Below are 24,433 nucleotides of genomic sequence, written 5' to 3' on the forward strand. Positions count from 1 at the left end.
GCCCGGACCGGGGCACGCACGGCGACGCCGGCCGGCGCGTCCGGAACGGTCCCCGCCCCTCCCGCCGGGATCCGGGCCCGGATCCGGTCGCGGACGCACCGGTGGCCCTCCGCCGGACCGCGGGCCGTGCGCGTGCTGTGGGCCCTGGGGCCGGCCGTGCGCGGCGCCTGGCTGCCGGCCGTGCTGCTCGTCGCCGTCGGCGCCGTCGCGCTCGCCCACGGGGCCGGCCTCGCCCACGCCCGGCCCTGGCTGCTGGCCCTCGCCCCGGTCGTGCCGGTCGCCGGGGTCGCCCTGTCCTACGGGCCGCACGCCGACCCGATGCACGAGATCACCGCGGCCACCCCCTCGGCCGGGCTGCGGCTGGTCCTGATGCGCACGGCCGCCGTGCTGGCGGTGAGCCTGCCGCTGCTGACCCTCGCCGGGGCGCTGCTGCCGTCCCCCGGCGCCCCGAACGCCGCCGCCTGGCTGCTGCCCGGTCTCGCGCTGACCCTGGCCTCGCTGGCCCTCGCCGGATACGTCGGCCTGCGCGCCGCCACCGCCCTGACCGGCGGTGGCTGGCTGTGCGCCGTCCTCGGTCCGGTGCTCACCGCACCGGGCGGGCCCACCCACGAGCTGGGCCTGCGGCTGTCCTCGTACCTCGGCGGCGCCCCGGCGCAGGGCGGCTGGGCGGCCGCGGCCGTCCTGTCCGCCGCCCTGCTGGCCGTGCGCCGCCCCGCCTTCCACTTCCTGGAGAAGAGTTGAGCACCGCTCCGCACACCGCTTCCCGTGCCGTGCCCGAGGCGCCGGCCGCCACCGTCCGGACCGCCGGCCTGCGCGTCCGGCACCGCAGAACCGTCGCCCTGGACTCGGTGGACCTGGACTTCGGCCCCGGCGTGCACGGTCTGCTCGGTCCGAACGGCGCCGGCAAGACCTCGCTGATCCGCGTCCTCGCCACGGTCGCCGAACCGTCCGGCGGCCGGGTGGAGATCCTCGGCCACGACACCCGCGACCACCGGCGGCGCGGCGAGGTCCGCCGCCACCTGGGCTACCTGCCGCAGGACTTCGGCTACTACCCGGGCTTCACGGTGCGGGAGTTCGTCGCCTACGTGGCCTGGCTGAAGGAGATGCCCGCGGACCGCGTCCCGGCCGCGGTCGAACGGGCCGTCGCCCGGGTCGGCCTGGCCGACCGCATCGACGTGAAGGTGCGCCGCCTGTCCGGCGGCATGATCCGGCGGGTCGGCATCGCGCAGGCCGTGGTGAACGACCCCCGGGTGCTGCTCCTCGACGAGCCGACCGCCGGTCTGGACCCGGAGCAGCGCGTGGAGTTCCGCGAGCTGCTGCGCGAACTGGGCGCCTCGTCCACCGTCATCGTCTCCACGCACCTGGTGGAGGACGTGGCGGCGGCCTGCACGGAGGTCACCCTCGTCGACGCGGGCCGGGTCGCCTACCGGGGGACGCCGCCGGCGCTCGCCGCGCTCGGCGAGTCGGAGGGCGGCCCCGGCGACCACCCGATCGAACGCGGCTACACGGCGGCGCTGCGGGCGCACCGCGCGTCCGCGGCGCGGGCGGACCGGCGGCCGGGCCCCGAAGGGACGGCCCGATGACCCTCCTGACGGAGCGGGCCCCGCGGCAGCGGGTCCGGCGGCCCCGGCACCCGCTGCGGGCGGAGGCCGTGCGCGGTTTCGCCCCCTGGGCCGGAGCGGCGATGGCGCTCACGCTCGGGGTGGCGCTGGCGGTCGGGTCGGAGCGGTGGCAGGGGGGCTGGGCGGAGACCCGTGAGCACGTGCACACGGCGGCGATCATCCTCGGTGTCCCGCTGGCCCTGGCGGCCGGCTGCTGGCAGGGCGGCCGGGAACGCAGGCGCGGCACGGGGGAGCTGCTGGCGACGGCCGTGCGCGGCCGGACGGCGGTGCTGCTCGGGTCGGCGCTGCCGGTCGCGCTGTGGCTGGTCGCCGGGTACGCCGTCGCGACGGCGCTCGCGCTGCTCGCCACCTGGTACTGCGCCATGGGCGGTGTGCCCCGGTGGGGCACACCGCTCGCGGACGCCGCCGTCCTGGCGTGCGCCGCGCTGAGCGGGCAGGTCGTGGGCCGCCTGGTGGCCTGGCGGCTGACGGCGCCGCTGCTGGCGGCGGCCGGGTACGTCGTGGTCGGCGTCGCCGGACACGACCGCCGGGGATCCGTCCGGTACCTGTCGCCCTTCGCCGAGACCTCGTCCACCTCGGTGCCGGTGTGGTGGCAGCCCTGGGCGATGGTGGCGTGGACGGGCGGTCTCGCGGCCGCCGCGGTCCTCGCGCACACCGCGCGCCGTCGTGCGGTCGCCCTGCTGCCGCTGGTGGCCGCGGCCGCCGCCGGCACGCTGCTCGTCCAGACCGGTGAGGGCCTGTGGCGCACCGACCCGCTCGCCCGGCGCCAGGTGTGCGACACCTCCACCACCCCGCAGATCTGTGTGAACGCCCGTTACGGGAACCTGCTCCCCCAGGTCACCGAGGCCCTGTCCGGGCTGACGGACCGCCTGGAGGGCGTGGAGAACCTGCCGGTGCGCTTCGAGGACCGGCCGGGCCGGCCGGGACCGGACGAGGTGGAACTGCCGATGATCACACCGATCGGCTGGTCCGTCGTACGGGGGCGGCTCACCGATCCCGGGGAGTACGCGTGGTCGGCGGGCATGACGCTGCAGGGCCGCGGGGACTGCGACGAGGTGGCGCCGCGGGTGTCCGCCGTGGACGACGCCGTCGAGTACCACCTGGCCCCCAGCCCGCTGCGGCGGCACTTCGACGAGCAGGACGCGCGGGGCGACGCCGCCCGGCGCGCCGCGCTCGGGGAGCGGCTCGCGGCGCGCGAGCGGCTGGCGTCGATGGGCGACGCGGAGCGCCGCGCGTGGCTGTCGGCGTACTTCGCGACGCGGGGCGAGTGCGGCCGGAGCGGGGTGCCGTCGCTGTGACGCACGGCCTCCTCCTGTACGCCCGCGCGCGCGTCCTCCCGCGCACCGCGTTGGTGCTCGCCGCGACCGCCGCGGCCGCCGTGCTGGGCGCCCGGAACCTGGACGCGTACCTGGACCCGTCCCGGCAGGTCCCGGTCGTCGCGCTGGCCCCGCTGTTCGCGGCGGCGGTGATCGGCACGAGCCTGCACAGCGCCTCCGAGGAGCTGGACCGCACCGCCGTACGCCCCTGGTGGCGCCGGCGCCTGGTCCATCTGACGGCGCTGACCGGCTGCGCCGCGCTGCTGCTGGCGACGACCGTGTACGGGCATCCCTCCCCGTTCGGTCCCGCGGCCATGGTCCGCAACACCCTGGGGTGCACGGGCCTCACCGCGGGCGCGGCCGCCCTGCTGGGGGCCCGGCTGAGCTGGCTGCCGGTCTTCGGGTACGTCAGTGCCGTGTACGTGGGGTCGGCGAGCGCGCGCGGCACGCTGGTCCCGGTGTGGGCGTGGCCGGTGCAGCCCGCCGCGCGGCACGGCGCCTGGGTGACCGCCGTGGTGCTCCTGGTGGCGGGTACGGCGCTGTACGCCGTGCGCGGGGCGCGGCCCGGGGGACGGCGCGGCTGACGTGCCGCGCGGGAAGCCGCCGCGGCCCCGGGGGAACGGGGGTTCCCCGGGGCCGGGCGGCCCGGACCGCGGTCAGGCGGAGATGCCGTCGACGCGGGCCATCGCGTCGTCCGCGCCGTACGGCTGCAGGTACGGCAGCCAGCGCGGGTCCCGGTGACCGGTGCCGATGATGCGCCAGGCCAGACCGGTGGGCGGGGCGGGTGTGCGGCGCAGGCGCCAGCCCAGCTCGAACAGGTGACGGTCGGCCTTCACGTGGTTGCAGCGGCGGCAGGACGCCACCACGTTGTCCCAGACGTGCTTGCCTCCCCGGCTGCGCGGGATGACGTGGTCGACGCTGGTTGCGACGCCACCGCAGTACATGCACCGGCCCCCGTCGCGGGCGAACAGCGCCCGGCGGGTGAGCGGGACGGGCCCCCGGTAGGGGACCCGCACGAAACGCTTGAGCCGGACCACGCTGGGCGCGGGGACGGTGAGGGTCGCGCTGTGCAGATGGGCGCCGGTCTCCTCGAGGCAGACTGCCTTGTTCTCGAGGACGAGCACGAGCGCGCGGCGGAGCGGTACGACGCCGAGCGGCTCGTACGACGCGTTGAGGACCAGGACATGCGGCACGGACGGCCTCCTTGTACGCCGGCGGCGCGTGGCTCGCGCCGGGACGATCCGTAGTCAGTCTCCCCTCATGCCTGGTGGACGCGCCACCATGTCCCGGTAACGGGCCGGAAGTGTTTTCGCCCACATCCCGGTCCGTCCCCGGGCCGCGGCCCGTTCACGCGCGGGTGAGGACGGTCTCTTCTTCACACATGCCGCCGATCCACTCACAATGCCCCGTTAGTGTGGTGGTTCTGCCCCTACCGGTGACCCATTCGTGACCTTGAAGATATTGACCGTCGCACCGGGGGCAGACATGCGCCTGGAGGTACCTGCCGTGTCCTTGTCCGCCGTCCTGTCGGCCGCCGACCCGTCACCGACGCCCTCGGAGTCCGGGACACCACGGGTGCCCTCGCTCCAGGACGCCCAGGAGACCGCCGGCAACGCCGCCGGCTGGGTCGAGGAGAACTGGTCGACGTGGCTCGCGATCGGGCTCAGGGTCCTGCTGATCCTGGTGATCGCGACGGTGCTGAGAGTGGTGGTGCGGCGGGCGATCACCAAGCTGGTGGACCGCATGTCCCGGACCGGCCAGGCGGTGGACGGCAGCACGCTCGGCGGTCTGCTGGTCAACGCCGAGCGGCGCCGGCAGCGCTCGCAGGCGATCGGCTCGGTGCTGCGTTCGGTGGCGTCGTTCCTCATCCTGGGCACGGCCGCGCTGATGATCCTCGGCACGTTCCAGATCAACCTGGCCCCGCTGCTGGCCTCGGCCGGTGTCGCGGGCGTGGCGATCGGTTTCGGCGCGCGCAACCTGGTCACGGACTTCCTCTCCGGCGTCTTCATGATCCTGGAGGACCAGTACGGCGTCGGCGACACGGTCGACGCGGGCGTGGCCTCCGGCGAGGTGATCGAGGTCGGGCTGCGGGTGACCAAGCTGCGCGGCGACGGCGGCGAGATCTGGTACGTCCGCAACGGCGAGGTCAAGCGCATCGGCAACCTCTCCCAGGGCTGGGCGACCGCGGGCGTCGACGTCACGGTCCGTGCCGACGAGGACCTGGACCGGGTGAAGGCCACGCTGAGCGAGGTCGCCGAGAAGATGGGCAAGGAGGAGCCCTGGAACGAGCTCCTGTGGAGCCCGGTGGAGGTGCTCGGCCTGGACTCGGTGCTGCTGGACTCGATGGTGATCCGCCTCTCCGCGAAGACCATGCCCGGCAAGTCCCTGACCGTGGAGCGGGAGCTGCGCTGGCGCGTCAAGCGGGCCTTCGACGCGACCGGCATCCGCATCGTCGGCGGGGCCACGGCCGCGGAGGACGCGGCGGCCGCCGACCCGGCGGCGGGCGTCGCGCCCCCCTCGGTCTACGCGAGCACGGTCTCCCCGCAGTCGGTGGCGGCGTCCCCGCTGCCCCCGCCCAGCACCACGAAGTAACCGCCGGCTCCGAAGGGCGGCACCCGGAACTCCGGGTGCCGCCCTTCCCCCTTGGTGCTCCTTCGTCGTCCGGCAGGAGCCGGACGTCACGCGGGAACCGAACCGATTTCCCGGGCGTGTCCGTGGGCAGGGTGGGGCGGAATGTCCGGCGATCGCGCCGTGATCGGACCAAGATCGCGCCAAGGCCGGTGCACATGCCGGTCCCGGCGGCGATACTTGCCCGAGGGATGACCATGGGGGAGGTCACGTGACACACACGCCGAACGGCACGGCGCCACCCGGCACCAGCACGCCCACGCCCGTGCCCACGCTGCCGGCGGTGCCTCCCCAGCCCGCCCCCGTCGGCGCCCCGCCCCCGCCGGAGGCCCGCCGCACCGCCTTCGCCGAGGGCGTCGACCGCCTCCGCAGGGCCGCCACCACCGAGCCCGGCCGCCTCCGCGTCATCGGCGCGGTCCTCGCCGCCCTCGTCCTCGCCTTCGGCGCGGTGACCGCCTGGCAGACGACCGACCGGGCCGCGGCCGCCGACGACGTCCTCACCGGCAGTCAGCCCCTCAGCTCGGACGCCGCCGACATCTACCGCTCCCTCGCCGACGCCAACACCGCCGCGGCCGGCGGCTTCCTGGCCGGCGGTCAGGAGCGCGCCGCCTCCAGGGACCGCTACGAGAAGGACATCCGCACCGCCGCCGAGAAACTGGTCAACGCCGCGGCCAACTCGGACCCGCGCTCCCCCTCCGCGCGGACGATCACCGAGCTCAACCGCCTGCTCCCCGAGTACAAGGGCCTGGTCGAGCGCGCCCGCACCTACAACCGCCAGGGTTTCCCGGTGGGCGGCGCCTACCTGCGGTACGCGAACGAGAAGATGCAGGAGGAGATGCTCCCGGCGGCGGAGGACCTCTACACCAAGGAGAACCGGCGCCTGCGCGACGACTACGCGGACGCGACCCCCTACCCCTGGGCCGCCATCGCCCTCGGCGTCCTCGCCCTCGCCGCCCTCGCCTGGGCCATGCGCCGCACCTACCTGCACACCCACAGGGTCCTCAACCACGGCCTGGTGGCGGCGACCGCGGCGACGGTGGCCGTCCTCCTCTGGCTGACGGTCGGCCACACCCTCGCCCGCGCGGGCCTGAACGACTCCTACGACCACGGCGTCCGCTCGCTCGACGTGCTGCACGACGCCCGTATCGCCTCCCTGAAGGCCAGGGGCAACGAGAACCTGACCCTGGTGGCCCGGGGCGCCGAGACGACGAAGGTCGGCGACGAGACGTTCGACGCGTACGACCACGACTTCGGCCGCGACATGGACGCCCTCGGCGAGGGCCTGGCCCGGGCGGAGCGCCTCGCGGACGACGACAGCGGCGCGAAGCCGGTCTCCTCGGCGGTGAGCGCCATGACGGAGTGGCAAGAACGCCACGAGGCGGCCCGCGAGCAGGACGAGAACGGCAACTACCAGCAGGCGCTCGACCTGGTGATCGGCGCGCGGGGCGCGACCGGCGAGTGCTTCGACGGCGTCGACCGGAACCTGGCCGCGGCGCTCGCGCACGAGGAGGACGAGTTCGAGCGGGCGGCCGGCGACGGCCGGGACGCGCTGACGGGCCTGCCGGCCGGCGCGGCCCTCCTCGCCGTGCTGGGCGCGGCCGGCGCGGTGCTGGGCATCGGCCGCAGACTGGCGGAGTACCGGTGAACGGACGCGTGGACGAGCCGAGGGGGGCCATGACGATGACCGCACGACACCTGCGGGCCCGTCTGAGGGGCTGGGGCGGAGTGGGCGCGATGGCGACCGCCTGCGCCCTGACACTGGTCCTCGCGCTGGCGCTGCCCTGCGCCGGCACCCCGGACGGCGCCCCCGGGGAGACCGCCGGCCGGGCCGCGGCGCACACCGCGCGGGACCGGGCGGACGAGGGCTGCACGGACCCGGAGAAGCAGACCCTGTCCCCGTCGGACGCCGACGGACCCACCATCGAGGCGATCAAGAACCGCGAGGGCGAGAAGCGCAAACTGGTCGTGGGGGTCGACCAGAACAGCTACCGCTGGGGCTACCGCGACCCCAACGGCGGCGGGGGCGGCGCCCTCGAGGGCTTCGACATCGACCTGGTGCACCGCATCGCCGAGGACATACTCGGCGACCGGGACGCGGTCCAGTTCAAGGCGATCCCCACCGACCAGCGCATCCCGGCGATCCGGGCGGGTCGGGTCGACATGGTCGTCCGCACGATGACGATCAACTGCGACCGGCTGGAGGACGTGGCGTTCTCCGCGCCGTACTTCAGGACGGGCCAGCAGGTCCTGGCCCCGAGGTCCTCACCGGTCCGGGGGTACGACGGGACGCTCGCGCACCAGGAGGTCTGCACGGCGGCGGGCTCGACCGCGTACGCGAAGCTGGAGGCGGACAAGGAGGCGGGCAGGCTGCCGGCGTCCACCGACATCCGCACCACCGTCCCCAACCAGCTGGACTGCCTGGTGCGGCTGCAGCTCGGCGAGGTCGACGCGGTGGTCACCGACGGCGCGCTCGCGGCCAGCCAGGCCGCGCAGGACCCGACGGTCCAGCTCAAGGGCGAGGCGTTCACGACCGAGTACTACGGCGTGGCGATGAAGAAGGACGCGGACGACCTGGTGCGCCGGGTCAACCGGATCCTGGTGGACTTCCGCCGGGACACCACGGACGGCTGGCAGGACGCGTACGACGAGTGGCTCTCGGCCACACTGGGCGACGACTCCTCCGGGTCCAGGCCCCCGGCCCCGGAGTACCTGCGCGGGAGCTGACCCCCGGCCGGACCCGGCCGGACCCCCCCCAACCGCCGACAACCCCCCAGCGAGAGGTGACCGATGGCCGACGCGGATCCCACCGGGCCGGTGATGGACCGGGACGAGGTGGACCGTGCGCTGGCGCGGCTCGGCGCGGAGCACGAGGCGATCGAGACCTCGCTCCTCGCCCTGCAGGACCACGCGGGCCGAAGACTCCTGGAGGGCGCGCGGCTCACCGGCGTCACCGCCGAGCGCTGGACGGCCACGGAGGCCTCGATCACGCTGCTGTGGACGTACTTCGACGCGTACACGGACACGCTGCGCACGGCCCGCAGCGTCCGGGCCCGCCGCCGCTGGTCCAGCCGTGAGGACCTGGTGGAGCTGACGGAGCTGCTGCGCGGCGAGCCGGTGACCCTGGCGGGCGGCGCGGCGGCGGCCGCCGGCGCGCCGGCCCCCGGGAGACTCGGCGAACGCTACTCGCTGGCCGCCCTCGTCGACCGCATGAACGAGCTGTACGCGACCTCGCTGGACGTGGTCGTCGCCGCCGACGCGGTGTGGTCGGCGCTGCCCGCGCGGATCGACCTGCTCGCCGCCGAGCTCCGGCGCACCGGCCGGCTCGCGCACTCGGTCGGGGTGCGGCCGGGCGAACATCCGGCCGGCGACGACCTGGAGCGGATCACCCGTACGCTGACGAAGCTGCGCGAGCAGGTGGTGTCCGACCCGCTGGCGTACTGGAAACCGGCGGAGGGCAGTTCGGCGCCCGGCGGCGGACGGCCCGACACCACGGTCTACGACCGTGAGGCGCGGGCGCTGGAGGACGTGCGCCGGGAGATCGAGGCGGTGCTGACGGTCCGCCAGGACGCCGAGAAGCGCATCGTCAGGGTGCGGGACGTGCTGTCCCGCGCCGACCGCACGCTGGCCGAGGCCCGCACCGCGCGCGGCGAGGTGCTGGCGAAGATCGCCGCGACGGAGGTGCCGGTGGTCAGCGGACCGTCGACCGCGCTGCAGGAGCGGTTGTCGACGGCCGCCGAGTACCGCCGGCACGCCCAGTGGCACCGGCTGTCCCCGCTCCTGGAATCGCTCGAGCAGCAGGCGGAGGACGAACTCATGCGCGCCCGCGAGTCGTTGACCGCGGTGACGGCCCCGCTGGCGGTCCGTGCCGAGCTGCGCGGGCGGCTGGACGCGTACAAGGCGAAGGTGGCCCGGCACGGCCTGGCGGAGGACCCCGTCCTGGTGGAGCGGTACGAGAGGGCGCGCCGCATGCTGTGGAGCGCGCCCTGCGACCTGCGCGCCGCCGACCAGGCGGTGCTGCGCTACCAGCAGGCGGTCCTGGAGGTCCTCGGCACGGCGCCGCGGGTGCCCGGCCAGGGCGTGCCCGACGACCGGAGGGGACCGGGCGAGTGAACGGTGAGGGGGGAGGCGGCGTCATGGGCGGACCGGGGAGCCGGGCGTCGGGGACCGGGTGCCAGCGCCCCGGGTGCGACGGCGCGTACGAGGACGTCGGCGGCGGCGAGCTGTACTGCGACACCTGCGGCCTGGCCCCGGTGGTGTCGCCGAGCGGCGTGGTCGGCTCGGCCCCGACCGGCATCACGGCGGGCGGCCGCGACTCGCGCGGCTCCGCGGGCAGCGGGCGCTCCGGCGGCCGCGGTTCCCGTACCTCGTCCCAGTCGTCGAAGTCCCGCCGTTCGGTGTCCGGGCGGCTCTCCCGCTCGTTGTCGGGCCGGGCCACGGGCCGTTCGGTGTCGGTGCGCAGTTCCGGCGCGGGCGCCGGCTCCTCCGGCCGGGGCCGGCTCGGTGCCGGTCTGGTCGAGGTGCCGTCGATCCCGCGCCCCGATCCGCGGGCGATGGTGCTGGAGAACCCGGAGGTGCCCGAGCGGAAGCGGTTCTGCTCGCGCTCGGACTGCGGGGCGCCGGTGGGCCGGGCCCGCAGCGGCCGGCCGGGGCGCACGGAGGGCTTCTGCACCAAGTGCGGCCATCCGTACTCGTTCGTGCCGAAGCTGCGCGGCGGCGACGTCGTGCACGGCCAGTACGAGGTGGTCGGCTGCCTGGCGCACGGCGGTCTGGGCTGGGTCTACCTCGCCGTGGACCGGGCGGTCTCGGACCGCTGGGTGGTGCTGAAGGGGCTGCTGGACACGGGCGACCAGGACGCGATGGCGGCGGCGATCTCCGAGCGGCGCTTCCTCGCGGAGATCGAGCACGCCAACATCGTGCGGATCTACAACTTCGTGGAGCACCTCGACCAGCGCACCGGCTCCCTCGACGGCTACATCGTCATGGAGTACCTGGGCGGCAAGTCGCTGAAGGAGATCGCCAACGGCCGCCGCACGCCGGAGGGCAGACGCGATCCGCTGCCGGTGGAGCAGGCCTGCGCGTACGGCATCGAGGCCCTCGAGGCGCTCGGCCACCTGCACGGCCGCAACCTGCTGTACTGCGACTTCAAGGTCGACAACGCGATCCAGACCGAGGACCAGCTGAAGCTGATCGACATGGGCGCGGTGCGCCGGATGGACGACGGGGAGTCGGCCATCTACGGCACGATCGGCTACCAGGCGCCCGAGGTCGCCGACGTCGGGCCGTCGGTGGCGTCGGACCTGTACACGGTGGCGCGCACGCTCGCCGTCCTCACGTTCGACTTCCAGGGCTACACGAACGTCTACGCGGACTCGCTGCCCGACCCGGACACCATCGAGGTGTTCCGGCGGTACGAGTCGTTCTACCGCCTGCTGGTCCGCGCCACCGACCCGGACCCGGCCCGCAGGTTCGCCTCCGCGCAGGAGATGGCCGAGCAGCTGACGGGCGTGCTGCGCGAGGTGGTCTCCCTGCAGACGGGCCGCGCCCGGCCCGCGCTGTCCACCCTCTTCGGTCCGGAACTGCGGGTGATGGACCCGGAGTTGTTCCCCGCGCTGGACGGTGACGTCTCCCGCCTGGGTGCCCGCCCGGCCCGCGCCCGCAAGGGGGCGCCTCCCGCGCTCCCGCCCGTCGCCGGCGCCGCCGCCCCGGTCAAGCCCGTCGACTGCGCCGCCGCCGTGCTCGCCCTGCCCGTGCCGCACGTCCACCCCTCCGACCCCAACGCCGGTTTCCTCGCGGGCCTTCTGACGTCCGCGCCCGGGGAGCTGATCAACGCGCTGGCCGCCGCGCCCGCCCCGTCGGTGGAGACCCGGCTGCGGGAGATCCGCGCCCGGCTGGAGACCGGGGAGCGGGCCGCCGCGCTGGCGGCGCTGGACGCGCTGGAGGAACGGGACCCCGACGACTGGCGGGTGGTCTGGTACCGGGGGGTGGCCTCGCTGGTCACCGGCGACCACGAGGGCGCCGCGCTCGCCTTCGACGCGGTCTACGACGCGTTTCCCGGCGAGATCGCGCCGAAGCTGGCGCTCGGCGTGTGCGCGGAGGTGCTGGGCCAGCTGGACAACGCCGCCGAGTACTACCGCCTGGTGTGGGCGACCGACCCGAGCCATGTGAGCGCCGCGTTCGGGCTGGCCCGGGTGCGGCTGGCGGCCGGGGACCGCGACGGCGCGGTGCGGACGCTGCTGTCGGTGCCGGAGTCCTCCATCCACTACACGGCCGCGCGGGCGGCGTCCGTCCGGGCGCGGCTGCGCGGGCGTGCGGCCGCCGCCGGCGACGTGCCGTTCCTGGACGACCTGACCGCCGCCGCCGGGCAGGTCGAGGCCCTGGAGGCGTACGGTCTGGACCCGGCGCGGCGCGAGCTGTTGGCGGCGGAGGTCCTCGGCTGCGGGCTGGACTGGGTACTCTCCGGGGGCCAGGGTTCCGCCCCTCCCGCCGCCGGGGGACGGACGCTGCTCGGCAGCGGCCTGGACGAACGGGGCCTGCGCTTCGGACTGGAGCGTTCGTACCGCACGCTGGCCCGGTTGGCGCGCAGCGGCGAGGAGAGGATCGACCTGGTGGAACGTGCCAATCGTTACCGCCCCCGGACATGGGTGTAGTGGATGTCGCAGATGCCCCAGCAGGCCGCGCTGTCGAAGTGCCCGAGCTGCGAGGAGCCCCTCGAGTCGGGTGATCGTTTCTGCGGTGCGTGCGGATACGACCTGTCCGTGGTCCCCGCACGGCCCCGGGACGAGCCGACGATCGCCCTGAACGGCTCGGTGCCGGCGCAGGTCCCGGCGGCCGGCGCCCGCCCGCCGGCCCCGCCCGCCGCACCGCCCCGGCCCGCCCCGGACGACTCCCCCCTGCCCGGCGCTCCGGCCGGTCACGGGACACCGGCCCAGGACGCCCCCGTGCCGCCCCCGCCGGCGGCGCCCCCCGCGCCGTCGTCCGGGGTGCACTTCGACCGGCGTGCGCAGCCGGAGACGCGGGCGGCCGCCGATCCGTCGCCCGCGCAGCCCGACGAGTACCCGCTCCAGGCCCCGGACCCGCGGGTGGCGGCCGAGCGGCAGCCGGCCGCCGGCGGCACCGCGGTCTGCGTGGCCTGCCGTGCGGGCCGGGTCGACGACGACGGCTACTGCGAGCACTGCGGCCACGCCCAGCCGCGCGAACGGGACCACATGGAACAGGAATGCGGCCCCGTGGCCGCGGTCAGCGACCGCGGCCTGCGCCACCACCGCAACGAGGACGCCTTCACGGTCGGCACCACGACGCTGTCCGACGGCTCCCCCGCCTCCGTGGCGATCGTCTGCGACGGCGTCTCCTCCGCGACCCGTCCCGACGAGGCGTCACTGGCCGCCTCCCGCGCGGCGGGTGAGTCGCTGCTGGCGGCCCTGCCGCGCGGCACGCACCCGCAGCAGGCGATGCACGACGCGATCGTCGCCGCCTCCGGGGCGGTCGACGCGCTGGCCGACGAGCCCGCGACGGCCCGCGAGCACGCCCCGCACCAGAACGCCCCGGCGTGCACGATCGTCGGCGCCGTGGTGACGTCCGGCCTGCTGGTCGTCGGCTGGGTCGGCGACAGCCGCGTCTACTGGGTGCCGCTCGACCGCTCCGCCCCGGCGGCCCGGCTCACCGAGGACGACTCGTGGGCCGCGCAGATGGTCGCCGCGGGCCTGATGGGCGAGGCCGAGGCGTACGCCGACCAGCGCGCGCACGCGATCACCGGCTGGCTCGGCGCCGACGCGTACGAACTGGAGCCGCACACCGCGTCGTTCAAGCCGGACCGGCCCGGTGTGGTCGTGGTCTGCACGGACGGCCTGTGGAACTACGCGGAGTCGGCCGACGAGATGGCCGAGGCCGTGCCCGCGGACGCGGCCGCCCGGCCGCTGCACGCCGCCCGGGTGCTGGTCGGTCACGCCCTCGACGGCGGGGGGCACGACAACGTAACAGTGGCCCTCGTGCCGTTCCCGGCCGTCCCGCAGGGGGCAGGATCGGCCTGAGGGGCCGCTCGTGCGAAGACCCCTCACACGGAAGCCTCGACGGACCGGAGGGGACCGGTCCGTCATCCGTCGTCGCCCCGCGCCGCCGGGGCATCCAAGGGGGATCGGACAGGCATGGCCAATTTCTCGAAACCGAACGTGCCGCAGTTCTCGGTGGACGTGTACCAGAACGAGTACCTGCCGGAGGGCGGGCGCGAGGTCAACGCCGTCGTCACGGTGACCGCGACCGGCGGCGGCACCATCGGCAGCGCGGTGGCGGCGCCCCGCCTCCACGCGCCCGGCGAGGGGCCGTCGGCGGCCGTGGTGCTCATGGTCGACTGCTCGGGCTCGATGGACTACCCGCCGACCAAGATGCGCAACGCCCGCGACGCCACGGCCGCCGCGATCGACGCCCTGCGCGACGGCGTGAACTTCGCGGTGGTCGGCGGCACGCACGTGGCCAGGGAGGTGTATCCGGGCGGCGGCGGTCTGGCGGTCGCCGGCGCCGGCACGCGCGAGCAGGCCAAGCAGGCGCTGCGGAAGCTGAACGCGGGCGGCGGCACGGCGATCGGCACCTGGCTGCGGCTGGCCGACCGGCTGCTGGCGTCGGCGGACGTGGCGATCCGGCACGGCATCCTGCTCACCGACGGCCGCAACGAGCACGAGTCGCCGCAGGACCTGAAGGCGGCCCTGGACGCCTGCGCCGGACGGTTCACCTGTGACGCCCGCGGGGTGGGCACCGACTGGGAAGTGAAAGAAGTCACAGCCGTCGCCTCCGCCCTCCTCGGCACCGCCGACATCGTCGCCGACCCGGCCGGCCTCGCCGCGGACTTCACGCGGATGATGGAGACGGCGATGGGCAAGGAGGTCGCGGACGTCTCGCTGCGGCTGTGGACCCCGGTCGGCACGACGGTGAGATTCGTCAAACAGGTCGCGCCGACGGTCGAGGAGCTGACCGGCCGCCGCACGGAGGCGGGCCCGCGCGCGGGCGACTACCCGCTGGGTTCCTGGGGCGACGAGTCCCGCGACTACCACCTCTGCGTCGAGGTGCCGCCCGCGGGCGTCGGCCAGGAGATGCTGGCGGCCCGGGTGTCGCTGGTGATCCCGCAGCCGTCCGAGGGCGGGGCGCGCAACCTCGGGGCGCAGGGCCTGGTCCGGGCCGTGTGGACGGACGACCTGGCCGCCTCGACGGCGATCAACCCCCAGGTCGCCCACTACACCGGGCAGGCGGAACTGGCTGAAGTCATCCGACAGGGCCTCGATCTGCGCAAAGAGGGAGATGTCGGCGGAGCGACGGCCAAACTGGGCAGGGCCGTGCAGCTCGCGAGCGCGTCCGGCAACGCGGACACTGCGAAACTGCTTTCGAAGGTGGTGGACGTGGTCGACGCCGCGACCGGTACTGTGCGACTGAAGACGAAGGTCGAGGAGGCCGACGAGATGACGCTCGAGACCCGGTCCACCAAGACTGTCCGTGTAAAGAAGTGATCCGTAAGTAATCGAGCCCGACCCCTCGGGGTTGGAGAAACCGGCCGGAACCGGCCGGACAAGGAGAGGGGGAAGCGCCGACATGCCGACCTGCCCGAACGGACACCAGTCGGGTTCCGACGACTGGTGCGAGGTGTGCGGTCACCGCATGGCGGGTGCCGTGCCCCCACCTCCTCCCCCGCCGCCCGCGCCCGGTGGCGGTTACGGATTCCCGCCGCCCGGCGGGCCCTCCGGCGGCCCCGGTGGTTTCGGCGGGCCCGGTGGCCCCGGCGGCGGACGGCCGCCGGAGCTGTGCCCGCAGTGCCGTACGCCCCGCGAGGGCGCCGCGCCGTTCTGCGAGGAGTGCCGGTGGAACTTCCTGACGAACACGGCGACCTCGTACACCCCGGCCGCCCCGCGTCCGCCGGCCCCCGGTCCGGGCGGGCCCTTCCAGCAGCCGCCCGGCGGGCCGTCGTACGGTGGCGGTGACGCGTACGACTACCAGGGCTCGCGCCCCTCGCAGGTGAACCGTCCCGCCGAACCGATCCCGCCGGGCCCGCCGGGCTTCGGCGGCGACCCGTCACGCCCGGTACCGCCCCCGCCCGGCCCGGGCGGGCCCGGTGGTCCCGGCCGCCCCAGTGGTCCCGGCGGCTTCGACGGCCCCGGCGGTCCCGGCGGACCGAACGGTCCCGGTGGCCCCGGCCGCCCCAGTGGCCCCGGCGGCTTCGACGGCCCCGGCGGACCGAACGGTCCCGGTGGCCCCGGCCGCCCCAGTGGCCCCGGCGGCTTCGACGGCCCCGGCGGACCGAACGGTCCCGGAGGCCCCGGCCGCCCCAGTGGCCCCGGCGGACCGAACGGTCCTGGTGGCTTCGGCGGTCCCGGTGGTCCCAACGGTCCCGGTGGCTTCGGCGGTCCCGGTGGACCGAACGGCCCCGGCGGTCCTGGCGGTCCCGGCGGTCCCGGTGCCCCTCAGGCGTTCCAGCCCGGACCCCCGGCCCCGCCCGGATTCCCGCAGGAGACCGGCCGTCCGCAGCCGGGCGGACCGTCCTTCGGCGGCGGTGACGACGACTGGGTGATCCCCCCGCCGGCCGGCGGACCCGGCGCTCCCGGTCCCGGCGGCCCGAACGGCCCCGGCCGGCCCGGCGGCTACGGCTACCCGCAGCCCGGTGCGACCCAGGCGCCGCCCGGACCCGGCGGTTTCCCGCAGCAGCCCCGTCCGCCGCAGGGCCCGGCGACCTGGACCGCGACCATCGGTCCGGACCGCGAGTACTTCATGGCGATGATGCAGCGCTCCGGCCCCGAGGCCGCCGGGCTGAACCTGCCCGCGTACTCGCCCGAGCAGCAGCGCCAGCTCACCGGCAACCAGATCACCATCGGGCGCCGCCGCCACTCCACCGGCGACACCCCCGACATCGATCTGTCGACCCCGCCGGAGGACCCGGGCGTCTCCCACCAGCACGCGGTGCTGGTGCAGCAGCCGGACGGCACCTGGGCGGTCGTCGACCAGAACTCGACGAACGGCACGACGGTCAACGGCTCGGACGAGCCGATCCAGCCGTTCGTCCCGGTCCCGCTCCAGGACGGCGACCGGGTCCACGTGGGCGCCTGGACGACGATCACCATCCGCCGGGGCTGACCGTCGGCGGGCGGACCGCGGCGTTCGCGCCGCGGCCCGCCCGTCCCCCTCGGCGGGGAGGTCCTAGGACTCGGGTCCTATGCCGTGGCGTCTGAGACCATGGACGGCGTGACAGAGATTCGGCGCGGCACGCTTCAGGAGCAGACCTTCTACGAGCAGGTCGGCGGGGAGGAGACCTTCCGCCGGCTCGTCCACCGTTTCTACGCGGGGGTGGCCGACGATCCGCTGCTGCGGCCCATGTACCCCGAGGAGGACCTGGGCCCGGCCGAGGAGCGGCTCGCGCTGTTCCTCATGCAGTACTGGGGCGGCCCGACCACGTACAGCGAGAACCGCGGCCACCCGCGCCTGCGGATGCGCCACGTCCCGTTCAAGGTCGACCGGGCGGCGCACGACGCGTGGCTGAAGCACATGCGCGACGCCGTCGACGAACTGGGCCTGTCCGAGGAGCACGAACAGACCCTGTGGAAGTACCTGACGTACGCGGCGGCGTCGATGATCAACAGCGAGGGCTGACCCCCGCGTCCGGCCGGACCGGACGGAAACATTCCGATCGCATTCCGGAGATCTGTCGCCGGAATGCGATCACGATCCGGTCAAGCCCGTACCCCAAGCGCTTTCCCGCGGCCGGTCGCCTCTGACAACATCACCCGGAGGTCCGGACAACCACGGGGGGTCGGGTGGCGGCCGCAGGGGGGTCGGCGAGGTTCGTCCTCGCCCGCGCGCGGGCTCACTGGCCGCTCCTCGGGGCCGCCCTGCTCACCGTCCTGCTGACCACGGCGGTCCTGGCGACCCTCACCGCCTACTCCGCGTCGATCGGCGACGCGGCCCTGCGCCGGGCCCTGGCGGACCCGCACGACGCCGCCGGCACCGCGCTCGTCGTCGAGGCCGACGTTCCCGCGGACCGTCGCGCCGCGGCCGACGCCGCCGTGCGCGAGGGCGCCCGGAAGGCCTTCGACGGGCTGCCGGTGACCCTGCGCACCCTGACCCGCTCCGGCCCGTACACCCTGCCCCGCTCCCTGCGCCCGCCGGGCGGACCCGCCGGTGCGGACACCCCCGGCCTGACGCACTTCGCGGCGCTGGACCGCACCCAGGTGCGGATCACCGAGGGGCGGACGCCCCGGGCGGCCGACGGCACGACGGTCGAGGCCGCCCTGCCGGAGAACGCCGCCCGCGCCCTCGGTCTGGAACCGGGTGCCCGCATCCCCCTGGCCGACCGGCTGGACGGGCCGGCGGTGCGGGTGCGGCTCACCGGTGTGTACCGGCCGGTGGACACCACCGCGCCCTACTGGCGGCTGGACGACCTGAGGGGCCGCGGGGTCGTCGAGGTCGACTTCACCACGTACGGCCCGCTGCTCGCCCACCCCTCGGTGCTCACCGGGGACCGGATCGGTGTCGACACGACGAGCTGGCTGGCCTCGGCCGACTTCTCGGCGGTGGACGCGGAACGGATCGACGCGCTGCGTGAGGCGGTACGGCGCGGCGCCTCCGCCCTGTCCGAGGACGGGGTGGAGGGCGGCACCGCGACGGCGACGAGCGCACTGCCCGCCGTGCTGGACCGGGTCGAACGCTCCCTGCTCGTCTCCCGCTCGACCCTGCTGGTCATCGCCCTGCAGCTGGTCCTGCTGGCCGGCTGCGCCCTGTTCCTGGTGACCCGGCTGCTGAGCGCCGAACGCGCGGCCGAGACCCGGTTGCTACGGGCGCGCGGTGCTTCCCGCGCCCAGGTGACCCGGCTCGCCGCGATGGAGGCGCTGCTGCTGGCCGTGCCCGCGGCGGCCTGCGCCCCGCTGCTGGCGGGCCCGCTCACCGGGCTGCTCACCGGGCGGGGCCCGCTGGCCCGGACCGGGCTGGACCTGGACACCTCCGTCGGCGCGGTCGCCGGGCGCGGCACGGTGTGGCTGGTGGCCGCGGGTGTGGCCCTGGGCTGTGCGCTGGCCGCCACGGTCCCCGCGTTCGCCTCCTCCTTCGCGGCCGGCCGCGCCAGGCCCCTGCCCGGCGTGGTGCGCGCGGGCGCGGACCTGGGACTGCTGGCGGTGGCGGCCGTCGCGTACGGGCAGCTGAGCGGCCGGCCCTCCGGTGTGGTCGGCCGCGACCTCGACGTCGACCCGCTGCTCGTCGCGGCCCCGGCGCTGGCCCTGCTGGCCGGCACGGTGCTGACGCTGCGCCTGCTGCCACCGGTGGCGCGGCTGGCCGAACGCCGGGCGGCCCGCGGCCGCGGGCTGCCGGGGGCGCTGGCGGGCTGGCAGCTCGGCCGCCGCCCGACACGCGGGACCGGCCCGGTGCTGCTGCTGGTGCTCGCCGTGGCGCTGGGCATGCTGGCGATCGGCCAGGGCTCCTCCTGGCAGCGCTCGCAGGACGACCAGGCGGACTTCCGGGCCGGCGCCCCGGTGCGGGTGCTCGCCGCCGGGGAGAGCGGGCCGGGCCGCACCCAGGCGTACGCGGCCGTCCCCGGCGTGAGCGCCGCCGCGCCGGCGTACCGCACGCCGGTCACGCTGTCCGGCAACCGGACGGCGACCGTGCTGGCGCTGGACACCGCGCACGCGGCCGGGACCGTGCTGATCCGTCCCGACCTGGCCTCCGGATCGGCGGACACCCTCCTGGACGGCCTGGCGCCGAAGGGCGGGGCGGCGGGCGTGCGGGTCCCGGCGGACACCGCGCGCCTGGCGCTGGCGGCCCGCGTCCGGGGCGCGGGGGCGGGCACGGCGGTCGAGGTCAGGGCCACCCTGGAGGACCGCTACGGGACGCCGCACAAGCTCACCTTCGGCCGGCTCCCCGTCGACGGACGGACCCACACGCTCACCCTGGACCTGTCCGCCGTCGCCGAGACGCCCCCGGGCGCGCTGACGCTGACCGGACTGCAGCTCGACCTGGACCAGCCGGTCGGGCGGGCCGAGGAGCACCGCTTCACCGTGGCCTCGCTGACCGCCGCGGACTCCGGCGGCCGGACCCGGCCGCTGGCGCTGCCCGACGGCTCCGCCGACTGGGCCCTGTCCGCGCGGACCGGCGGCACCGCGCCGTCCTCCGCCCCGGGGACCGGCCCGACCCGCCCCCGGCCGGTCGGCACCGGACCGCTGACCTTCGTCTACGGCACCGGCTACGTACCGGAGCACGACTCCTGGACGGCGTTGTCGCTCACCGTCCGGCTGCAGGTGCCGCAGCCCGGGGCGCCCGAGGTCGCCGGCGTGGCCACCGACCGCTACCTGGCCTCGACGAGCGCCCGCACCGGGCAGCGCGTGGACGTGACGATCGACGGTTCCACCGTGCCGGTGCGGATCGTCCGGTCGGTGCGGGAACTGCCGTCCGCGCCGGCCGGGGGGACGGACGACGGCGGGGCCCTGCTGCTCGACCTGCGGTCGGTCAACCGGGTGCTCCAGGCCGGCCGCGGCGAGAGCGTGCCGCCCACCGAGTGGTGGCTGCGGACCGAGCCGGGCGCCTCGGCCCGGGTGGCCGCGGCGCTGCGGGACCGGCCCGACGTGGAGCCGTCCCAGGTGGTGGTGCGGGACGAGATCGCCGCACGGCTGCGCGGCGACCCGTTCGGCGCGGGACCCGAGGCGGCGTTCACCGCGGCGGTCTTCGCGGCGGCGGCGCTGACGGCGGTCGGGTTCGCGGTGAGCGCGGCCGGGGCGCTGCGGGAGCGGTCCGCCGAGTTCGCGGTGCTGCGCGCCCTGGGCGCGTCACGCCGGCGGCTGGCCCGCGTGGTGATCGTCGAGCACGGGGTGCTGGTCGGTCTGGCGCTGGCGGTCGGGACGCTGCTCGGCGCGGTGCTGGCGCGGGCCGTGATCCCGCTGACCATGCTGACCTCGGAGGCCTCCCGGCCGGTCCCCCAGGTGCTGGTGGAGCTGCCGGCCGGGCGGGTGGCCGTCCTGCTGGCCGCCGTGGCCGCGGCGCCGCTGCTGGTCACGGCCGCCCTGGCGGTGCGCCGCGCGGACCCGGTGACGTCGCTGCGGGAACGGGGAGGTGAGTGAGGTGAGCGCGCGGTCCCCGAGACCGAGGACGGTCGCCCCCTGGGTGCGCACCCGGATGCGGTCCGCCCCCGGCGCCGCGCTGGCCCTGGCGCTGCTGGTGGCGGTGACCGCGTTCCTGGCCGCCGTGCTGCCGCGTGCCGTCGACCGGTACGGCGACACGGGCCTGCACCGGGCCCTGGAGTCGGCCGGACCTCCCCGCACCACGGTGCTGCTGGTCGACCGGCAGCCCGGCTACGGCCTGTCCCCGGAGGAACGCGAGGCGGCCGTGCGCGCGGACGCGATGCGCGCGGGCCACTCCGCGGTCCTCGGCCTGGCCCCGCGGTCCCTGCCCGTCGACCCGGAGCAGTCCACCCACGGGGTGCGCACCTCCGAGGAGCAGGTGATGCACGAGCCCTGGCTGCCCCGGCCGGACGGGCTGCCCGCGCGGCTCTCGTTCGTCGCGCAGGACGGGCTCGGCGACCACTCCCGCCCGCGCGAGGGCCGGCTGCCCGTGGCCCCGGGCACCGTCACCGCGGCGACGGGGAGCGTCGAGGGCGCCGTCACCACCGACACCGCCGAGAAGCTGAACATCGGGGTCGGTTCCGTCCTGGACGTCCCCGGCGCGGAGCGCGCGCCGCTCAGGATCCGGATCACCGGCATCGTCGAACCGCGCGAGCCCCGCGGCGCGTACTGGTCCACCGACCCCCTGCTGCGCACCCCGGGCCTGACCGTCCTGCCCGGCGACCCGGACCTCCGGGAGTACTGGCTGGGAACGGTGCTGCTCCCGCCGGACGCGGCCCCGGCACTGCTCGGCACCGCCGGGGAGCCCTGGCGCTACTGGCAGCTGGCCCCGGCCGCCACCGCCCTGCACGGCTACGACGCGGCCCGCCTGAAGTCCGCCGTCGCGTCCCTGGAGTCCGGTCCGGCCCTCCAGCGGATGCGCTCGGCCACCTCGTCCGACGTCGCGGCGGGCACCGAACTGGACGACGTGCTCGCCGAGTACACCGCGCTGCGCTCCGCCATCGGCCCGGTGGTCTCCGTCGCCGCCCTCGGCACCGGTGCGGTCGCCGCCGTGGTCCTGCTGATGGCGGGCGGACTGGCCGCGGACCGGCGCCGCGCCGAGCTCACCCTGCTGCGCGCCCGCGGCGGGTCCCTGCGCGGCGTCGCCGGCCGGCTGCTCGCCGAGACGGCGGTGGTCGCCGAGCCCGCGGCCGCCCTCGGCCAGGCGGCCGCCCACCTCGCGGTCCGCGACGCCCGGCCGGGGTACGCCGTGGCCGCTGCGGGCGCCGTCGCCCTCCTCGGCTGTCTTTCCCTGCCCCTGCGGGCCGCCGTCGCGCACCGGTCCGTCCGCGTGCACGGCGCCCGCGAGGACGTCGTCTTGGCACGCCCGTCACGGCGCCGCACGGTCGTCGAGGTCACCCTGCTCGTGCTGACCGTGGGCGCGGTCGTGGCGCTGCGCACGCGCGGCACGGCGGACTCCGGCGACCATCTGGTGTCCCTGGCACCGGTGCTGGTGGGGACGATCGCCGCCTTCGTGCTGGTACGGCTGTACCCGCTGCCGCTGCGCGGGCTGGCCCGTCCGGCGAGGCGGCTGCGGGGTGCGGTCGGCCCGCTGTCCCTGGCCCGTGCGAGCCGTGCCCCGGGCTCCGCGGTGCTGCCCCTGCTGGGACTGCTGACCGCGCTGACCACCGCCGCCTTCGGCGGGTCCGTGCTCGCCGGCGTGGCCGACGCCCGGGAGCGCGCGGCCGTGCTCACCGTCGGCGCCGACGCCCGCGTCGAGTCGCCCTACCGCCTGCCGTCCGACCTGCCCGACCGGGTCCGCCGCACACCCGGCGTGCGGGAGGTCACCGCCGCGGGTGTCGTCAGGTTCGCCCAGCCCGGGAACGGCACGCGGACGGTGCCGGTGGCCGGCGTCGACCCGGCCGGCTATTCCACCCTCGCCCGGCACACCGGGATCGGCGCCTTCGACCGCGGGGCGCTGGAGGCGTCCGGGCCGTCGGAGGTCCTGCCCGCCCTGGCCTCGCCCGGGGTCGCCGAACGCCACGGCACCCGGCCGTTCCCCGTGCGCATGGAGGACGGCAGTTCCGTCACCGTGCGGATCGCGCTGGTGCGCGAGCGGACCCCCGCGGTCGTCGGCAGGGAGTTCCTGGTCGTGGACCGGTCGGGGCTCTCCGCCCGGTCCGCCCGGACGACCCTGCTGCTGGTGACCGGCGACCGTCTGGACGGGGCCGCGCTGCGTGCGGCGGCGGGCGGCGGGACACCGGTCCGGCTGCGCGCCGAGGAACGTGCCGGCTACGTCGACTCGCCCCTCCAGTCCGGCGCCGAGCGCGTGTACGCGGCGGCGGTGGCGGCGGGCGCCGGCTACGCCGCCCTCGCGCTGCTGCTGACGCTGGTGCGCGCGGCGCCCGAACGGGCGGCGCTGCTCGCCCGGCTGCGCACCATGGGCCTCACCCGCGCCCAGGGACGCCGCCTGCTCGTCCTGGAGTCCCTGCCGCAGGCGCTGCTCGCGGCGCTGGGCGGGATCCTCACCGCGTGGGCCACCATCCGGCTGCTCGCCCCCGGCATCGACCTGACCGCCGTCGCCCTGCCCGCCACCGCGTCCTCGGCGGGGCGGGCGGCGCTGCGCACCGATCCGTTGTCGCTGCTGGTGCCGGCGCTGGCGGTCGTGGTGCTGACCGTCGGGGTCGCGGTGGTGCAGGCGTGGTGGACGGGGCGCCGGGGGTCGGTCCGGGAGCTGAGGGTGGGGGACGCCCGGTGAGGCCGGACGGCGGAGGGCGGCGCCGCGGGGCCCCGCCGTGCGCCGGACATCCGCGGCCCCGACCGACCGACCCCCGCTCAGGAGGCGTCCGATGACCTCGAACCCCACCCTGGCCGAACTGGCCGACCGCGCCACCGCCGGCCGCGACCGCCCGGCCTACGGTCATGACGCGCTCATCACCTGCGACCGCCTGGTCCGCGTCTTCACCGCGGACGGGGTGGAGGTGCAGGCGCTCCAGGGGCTCGACCTCCTGGTGCGGGAGGGCGAGCTGATGGCGCTCGTGGGCGCGTCCGGCAGCGGGAAGTCGACCCTGATGAACATCCTGGCCGGCCTGGACACCCCCACGGCCGGCGCGGCCCGCGTGGCCGGCCGTGATCTGCTCACGATGACCGCACGGGACCGCCTCGCCTACCGCCGTGAGGTCGTCGGCTTCGTCTGGCAGCAGACCTCCCGCAACCTGCTGCCCTATCTGACCTCGGCGCAGAACGTCGCCCTGCCGATGCAGCTGGCCGGCCGCCGCGGCCGGTCGCGGACCGCGCGCCGGGCCCGCGCCGAACGCACGCTGGAGCTGCTGGAGCTGCTGGAGGTGGCGGACTGCCGTGACCGTCGCCCGCACGAGATGTCCGGCGGCCAGCAGCAGCGCGTCGCCATCGCGGTGGCCCTCGCGGGCGCCCCTTCCGTGCTCCTCGCCGACGAGCCCACCGGCGAGCTCGACTCCCACACCGCGGAGCAGATCTTCGCCGCGTTCCGCACCGCGAACGAACGGCTCGGCACGACCATCGTGATCGTCACCCACGACCAGGCGGTGGCGAGCGAGGTCCGTCGCACGGTCGCCATCCGCGACGGCCGCACCTCCACCGAGGTGCTGCGCCGCAGCGAGGTGGACGCGGCCACCGGCCACGAGACCGTCGTCGCCCGCGAGTACGCCATGCTGGACCGCGCCGGACGCCTCCAGCTGCCCGCCGAGTACACGAAGGCGCTGGGCATGCGTGACCGCGTCGCGCTGGAACTGGAACCCGACCACATCGCCGTCCGCCCGGACGACAGCGAAGGGCGGTGAGC

Annotated in this window: 17 protein-coding genes; 16 read left to right on the forward strand and 1 reads right to left on the reverse strand. The window is 76.2% G+C overall.

All coding sequences use genetic code 11. The features are described from left to right. The 4 genes from ABTY20_RS17740 to ABTY20_RS17755 all read left to right on the forward strand — a co-directional run. Window positions 1–741 (forward strand): zf-HC2 domain-containing protein (locus tag ABTY20_RS17740; RefSeq protein ID WP_351997929.1); only part of this gene is annotated, 741 nt, incomplete at its 5' end. A 29-nt stretch (window positions 742–770) separates the two neighbouring features. Further along, complete coding sequence (locus tag ABTY20_RS17745; RefSeq protein ID WP_351997967.1) at window positions 771–1,583, forward strand: ABC transporter ATP-binding protein; 813 nt, start codon at window positions 771–773, stop codon at window positions 1,581–1,583. After that, a complete protein-coding gene (locus ABTY20_RS17750; protein WP_351997930.1) occupies window positions 1,580–2,920 on the forward strand; it encodes a hypothetical protein in 1,341 nt (446 codons plus the stop codon). Before ABTY20_RS17745 ends, ABTY20_RS17750 begins: the two co-directional genes overlap by 4 nt. Next, on the forward strand, window positions 2,917–3,522 hold the full coding sequence (locus tag ABTY20_RS17755) for a hypothetical protein (protein ID WP_351997931.1): 606 nt from the start codon (window positions 2,917–2,919) through the stop codon (window positions 3,520–3,522). Before ABTY20_RS17750 ends, ABTY20_RS17755 begins: the two co-directional genes overlap by 4 nt. Window positions 3,523–3,594: 72 nt before the next feature. Here ABTY20_RS17755 and ABTY20_RS17760 read toward each other — a convergent pair whose 3' ends face one another. Next, entirely contained in the window at window positions 3,595–4,131 is a 537-nt protein-coding gene (locus tag ABTY20_RS17760) for an HNH endonuclease (RefSeq protein WP_351997932.1), read from the reverse strand. A gap of 313 nt (window positions 4,132–4,444) precedes the next feature. Between ABTY20_RS17760 and ABTY20_RS17765 the strand changes: the two genes are divergently transcribed. The 12 genes from ABTY20_RS17765 (at window position 4,445) to ABTY20_RS17820 (ending at window position 24,431) form a co-directional block, all read left to right on the forward strand. Then, window positions 4,445–5,530, forward strand: a complete 1,086-nt coding sequence (locus tag ABTY20_RS17765; protein ID WP_351997933.1) for a mechanosensitive ion channel family protein — start codon at window positions 4,445–4,447, stop codon at window positions 5,528–5,530. 247 nt (window positions 5,531–5,777) lie between these two features. Next, window positions 5,778–7,211, forward strand: a complete 1,434-nt coding sequence (locus ABTY20_RS17770; RefSeq protein ID WP_502991830.1) for a GlnX family signal transduction membrane protein — start codon at window positions 5,778–5,780, stop codon at window positions 7,209–7,211. 35 nt (window positions 7,212–7,246) lie between these two features. Then, window positions 7,247–8,290: a glutamate ABC transporter substrate-binding protein gene (locus tag ABTY20_RS17775; protein WP_351997934.1), complete on the forward strand. Its 1,044-nt coding sequence runs from the start codon at window positions 7,247–7,249 to the stop codon at window positions 8,288–8,290. Window positions 8,291–8,353: 63 nt separating this feature from the next. Then, the gene (locus ABTY20_RS17780) at window positions 8,354–9,676 is read left to right on the forward strand and encodes a hypothetical protein (protein WP_351997935.1); all 1,323 of its coding nucleotides are present in this window, start codon (window positions 8,354–8,356) and stop codon (window positions 9,674–9,676) included. A gap of 23 nt (window positions 9,677–9,699) precedes the next feature. Further along, on the forward strand, window positions 9,700–12,213 hold the full coding sequence (locus ABTY20_RS17785) for a serine/threonine-protein kinase (RefSeq protein WP_351997936.1): 2,514 nt from the start codon (window positions 9,700–9,702) through the stop codon (window positions 12,211–12,213). 3 nt (window positions 12,214–12,216) lie between these two features. Then, window positions 12,217–13,593, forward strand: coding sequence for a PP2C family protein-serine/threonine phosphatase (locus tag ABTY20_RS17790; RefSeq protein ID WP_351997937.1), 1,377 nt, complete (start codon window positions 12,217–12,219; stop codon window positions 13,591–13,593). Between the two features lie 114 nt (window positions 13,594–13,707). Further along, window positions 13,708–15,057: a vWA domain-containing protein gene (locus ABTY20_RS17795; RefSeq protein ID WP_351997938.1), complete on the forward strand. Its 1,350-nt coding sequence runs from the start codon at window positions 13,708–13,710 to the stop codon at window positions 15,055–15,057. A gap of 82 nt (window positions 15,058–15,139) precedes the next feature. Next, window positions 15,140–16,672 carry an FHA domain-containing protein gene (locus ABTY20_RS17800; RefSeq protein WP_351997939.1) on the forward strand — a complete coding sequence of 511 codons (1,533 nt, stop codon included), beginning with the start codon at window positions 15,140–15,142 and terminating at the stop codon, window positions 16,670–16,672. Window positions 16,673–16,771: 99 nt separating this feature from the next. Next, the gene (locus ABTY20_RS17805) at window positions 16,772–17,185 is read left to right on the forward strand and encodes a globin (protein WP_351997969.1); all 414 of its coding nucleotides are present in this window, start codon (window positions 16,772–16,774) and stop codon (window positions 17,183–17,185) included. Between the two features lie 164 nt (window positions 17,186–17,349). Continuing rightward, entirely contained in the window at window positions 17,350–20,634 is a 3,285-nt protein-coding gene (locus ABTY20_RS17810) for an FtsX-like permease family protein (protein ID WP_351997940.1), read from the forward strand. 55 nt (window positions 20,635–20,689) lie between these two features. Beyond that, window positions 20,690–23,371 (forward strand): FtsX-like permease family protein, encoded by a 2,682-nt coding sequence (locus ABTY20_RS17815; protein WP_351997970.1) that lies wholly within the window; start codon window positions 20,690–20,692, stop codon window positions 23,369–23,371. 91 nt (window positions 23,372–23,462) lie between these two features. Continuing rightward, window positions 23,463–24,431, forward strand: coding sequence for an ATP-binding cassette domain-containing protein (locus ABTY20_RS17820; RefSeq protein ID WP_351997941.1), 969 nt, complete (start codon window positions 23,463–23,465; stop codon window positions 24,429–24,431). Window positions 24,432–24,433 lie beyond the last annotated feature (2 nt).

Source organism: Streptomyces sp. NPDC126497, from assembly GCF_040302425.1.
Lineage (GTDB): Bacteria > Actinomycetota > Actinomycetes > Streptomycetales > Streptomycetaceae > Streptomyces.

Bases quoted from the DNA above. Each gene is read 5' to 3' on its own strand.
- ABTY20_RS17795 (WP_351997938.1), top strand. From the start codon at position 13,708: ATGGCCAATTTCTCGAAACCGAACGTGCCGCAGTTCTCGGTGGACGTG.
- ABTY20_RS17775 (WP_351997934.1), top strand. From the start codon at position 7,247: ATGACCGCACGACACCTGCGGGCCCGTCTGAGGGGCTGGGGCGGAGTG.
- ABTY20_RS17815 (WP_351997970.1), top strand. From the start codon at position 20,690: ATGCGGTCCGCCCCCGGCGCCGCGCTGGCCCTGGCGCTGCTGGTGGCG.
- ABTY20_RS17790 (WP_351997937.1), top strand. From the start codon at position 12,217: ATGTCGCAGATGCCCCAGCAGGCCGCGCTGTCGAAGTGCCCGAGCTGC.
- ABTY20_RS17785 (WP_351997936.1), top strand. From the start codon at position 9,700: ATGGGCGGACCGGGGAGCCGGGCGTCGGGGACCGGGTGCCAGCGCCCC.
- ABTY20_RS17800 (WP_351997939.1), top strand. From the start codon at position 15,140: ATGCCGACCTGCCCGAACGGACACCAGTCGGGTTCCGACGACTGGTGC.
- ABTY20_RS17820 (WP_351997941.1), top strand. From the start codon at position 23,463: ATGACCTCGAACCCCACCCTGGCCGAACTGGCCGACCGCGCCACCGCC.
- ABTY20_RS17780 (WP_351997935.1), top strand. From the start codon at position 8,354: ATGGCCGACGCGGATCCCACCGGGCCGGTGATGGACCGGGACGAGGTG.
- ABTY20_RS17750 (WP_351997930.1), top strand. From the start codon at position 1,580: ATGACCCTCCTGACGGAGCGGGCCCCGCGGCAGCGGGTCCGGCGGCCC.
- ABTY20_RS17805 (WP_351997969.1), top strand. From the start codon at position 16,772: ATGGACGGCGTGACAGAGATTCGGCGCGGCACGCTTCAGGAGCAGACC.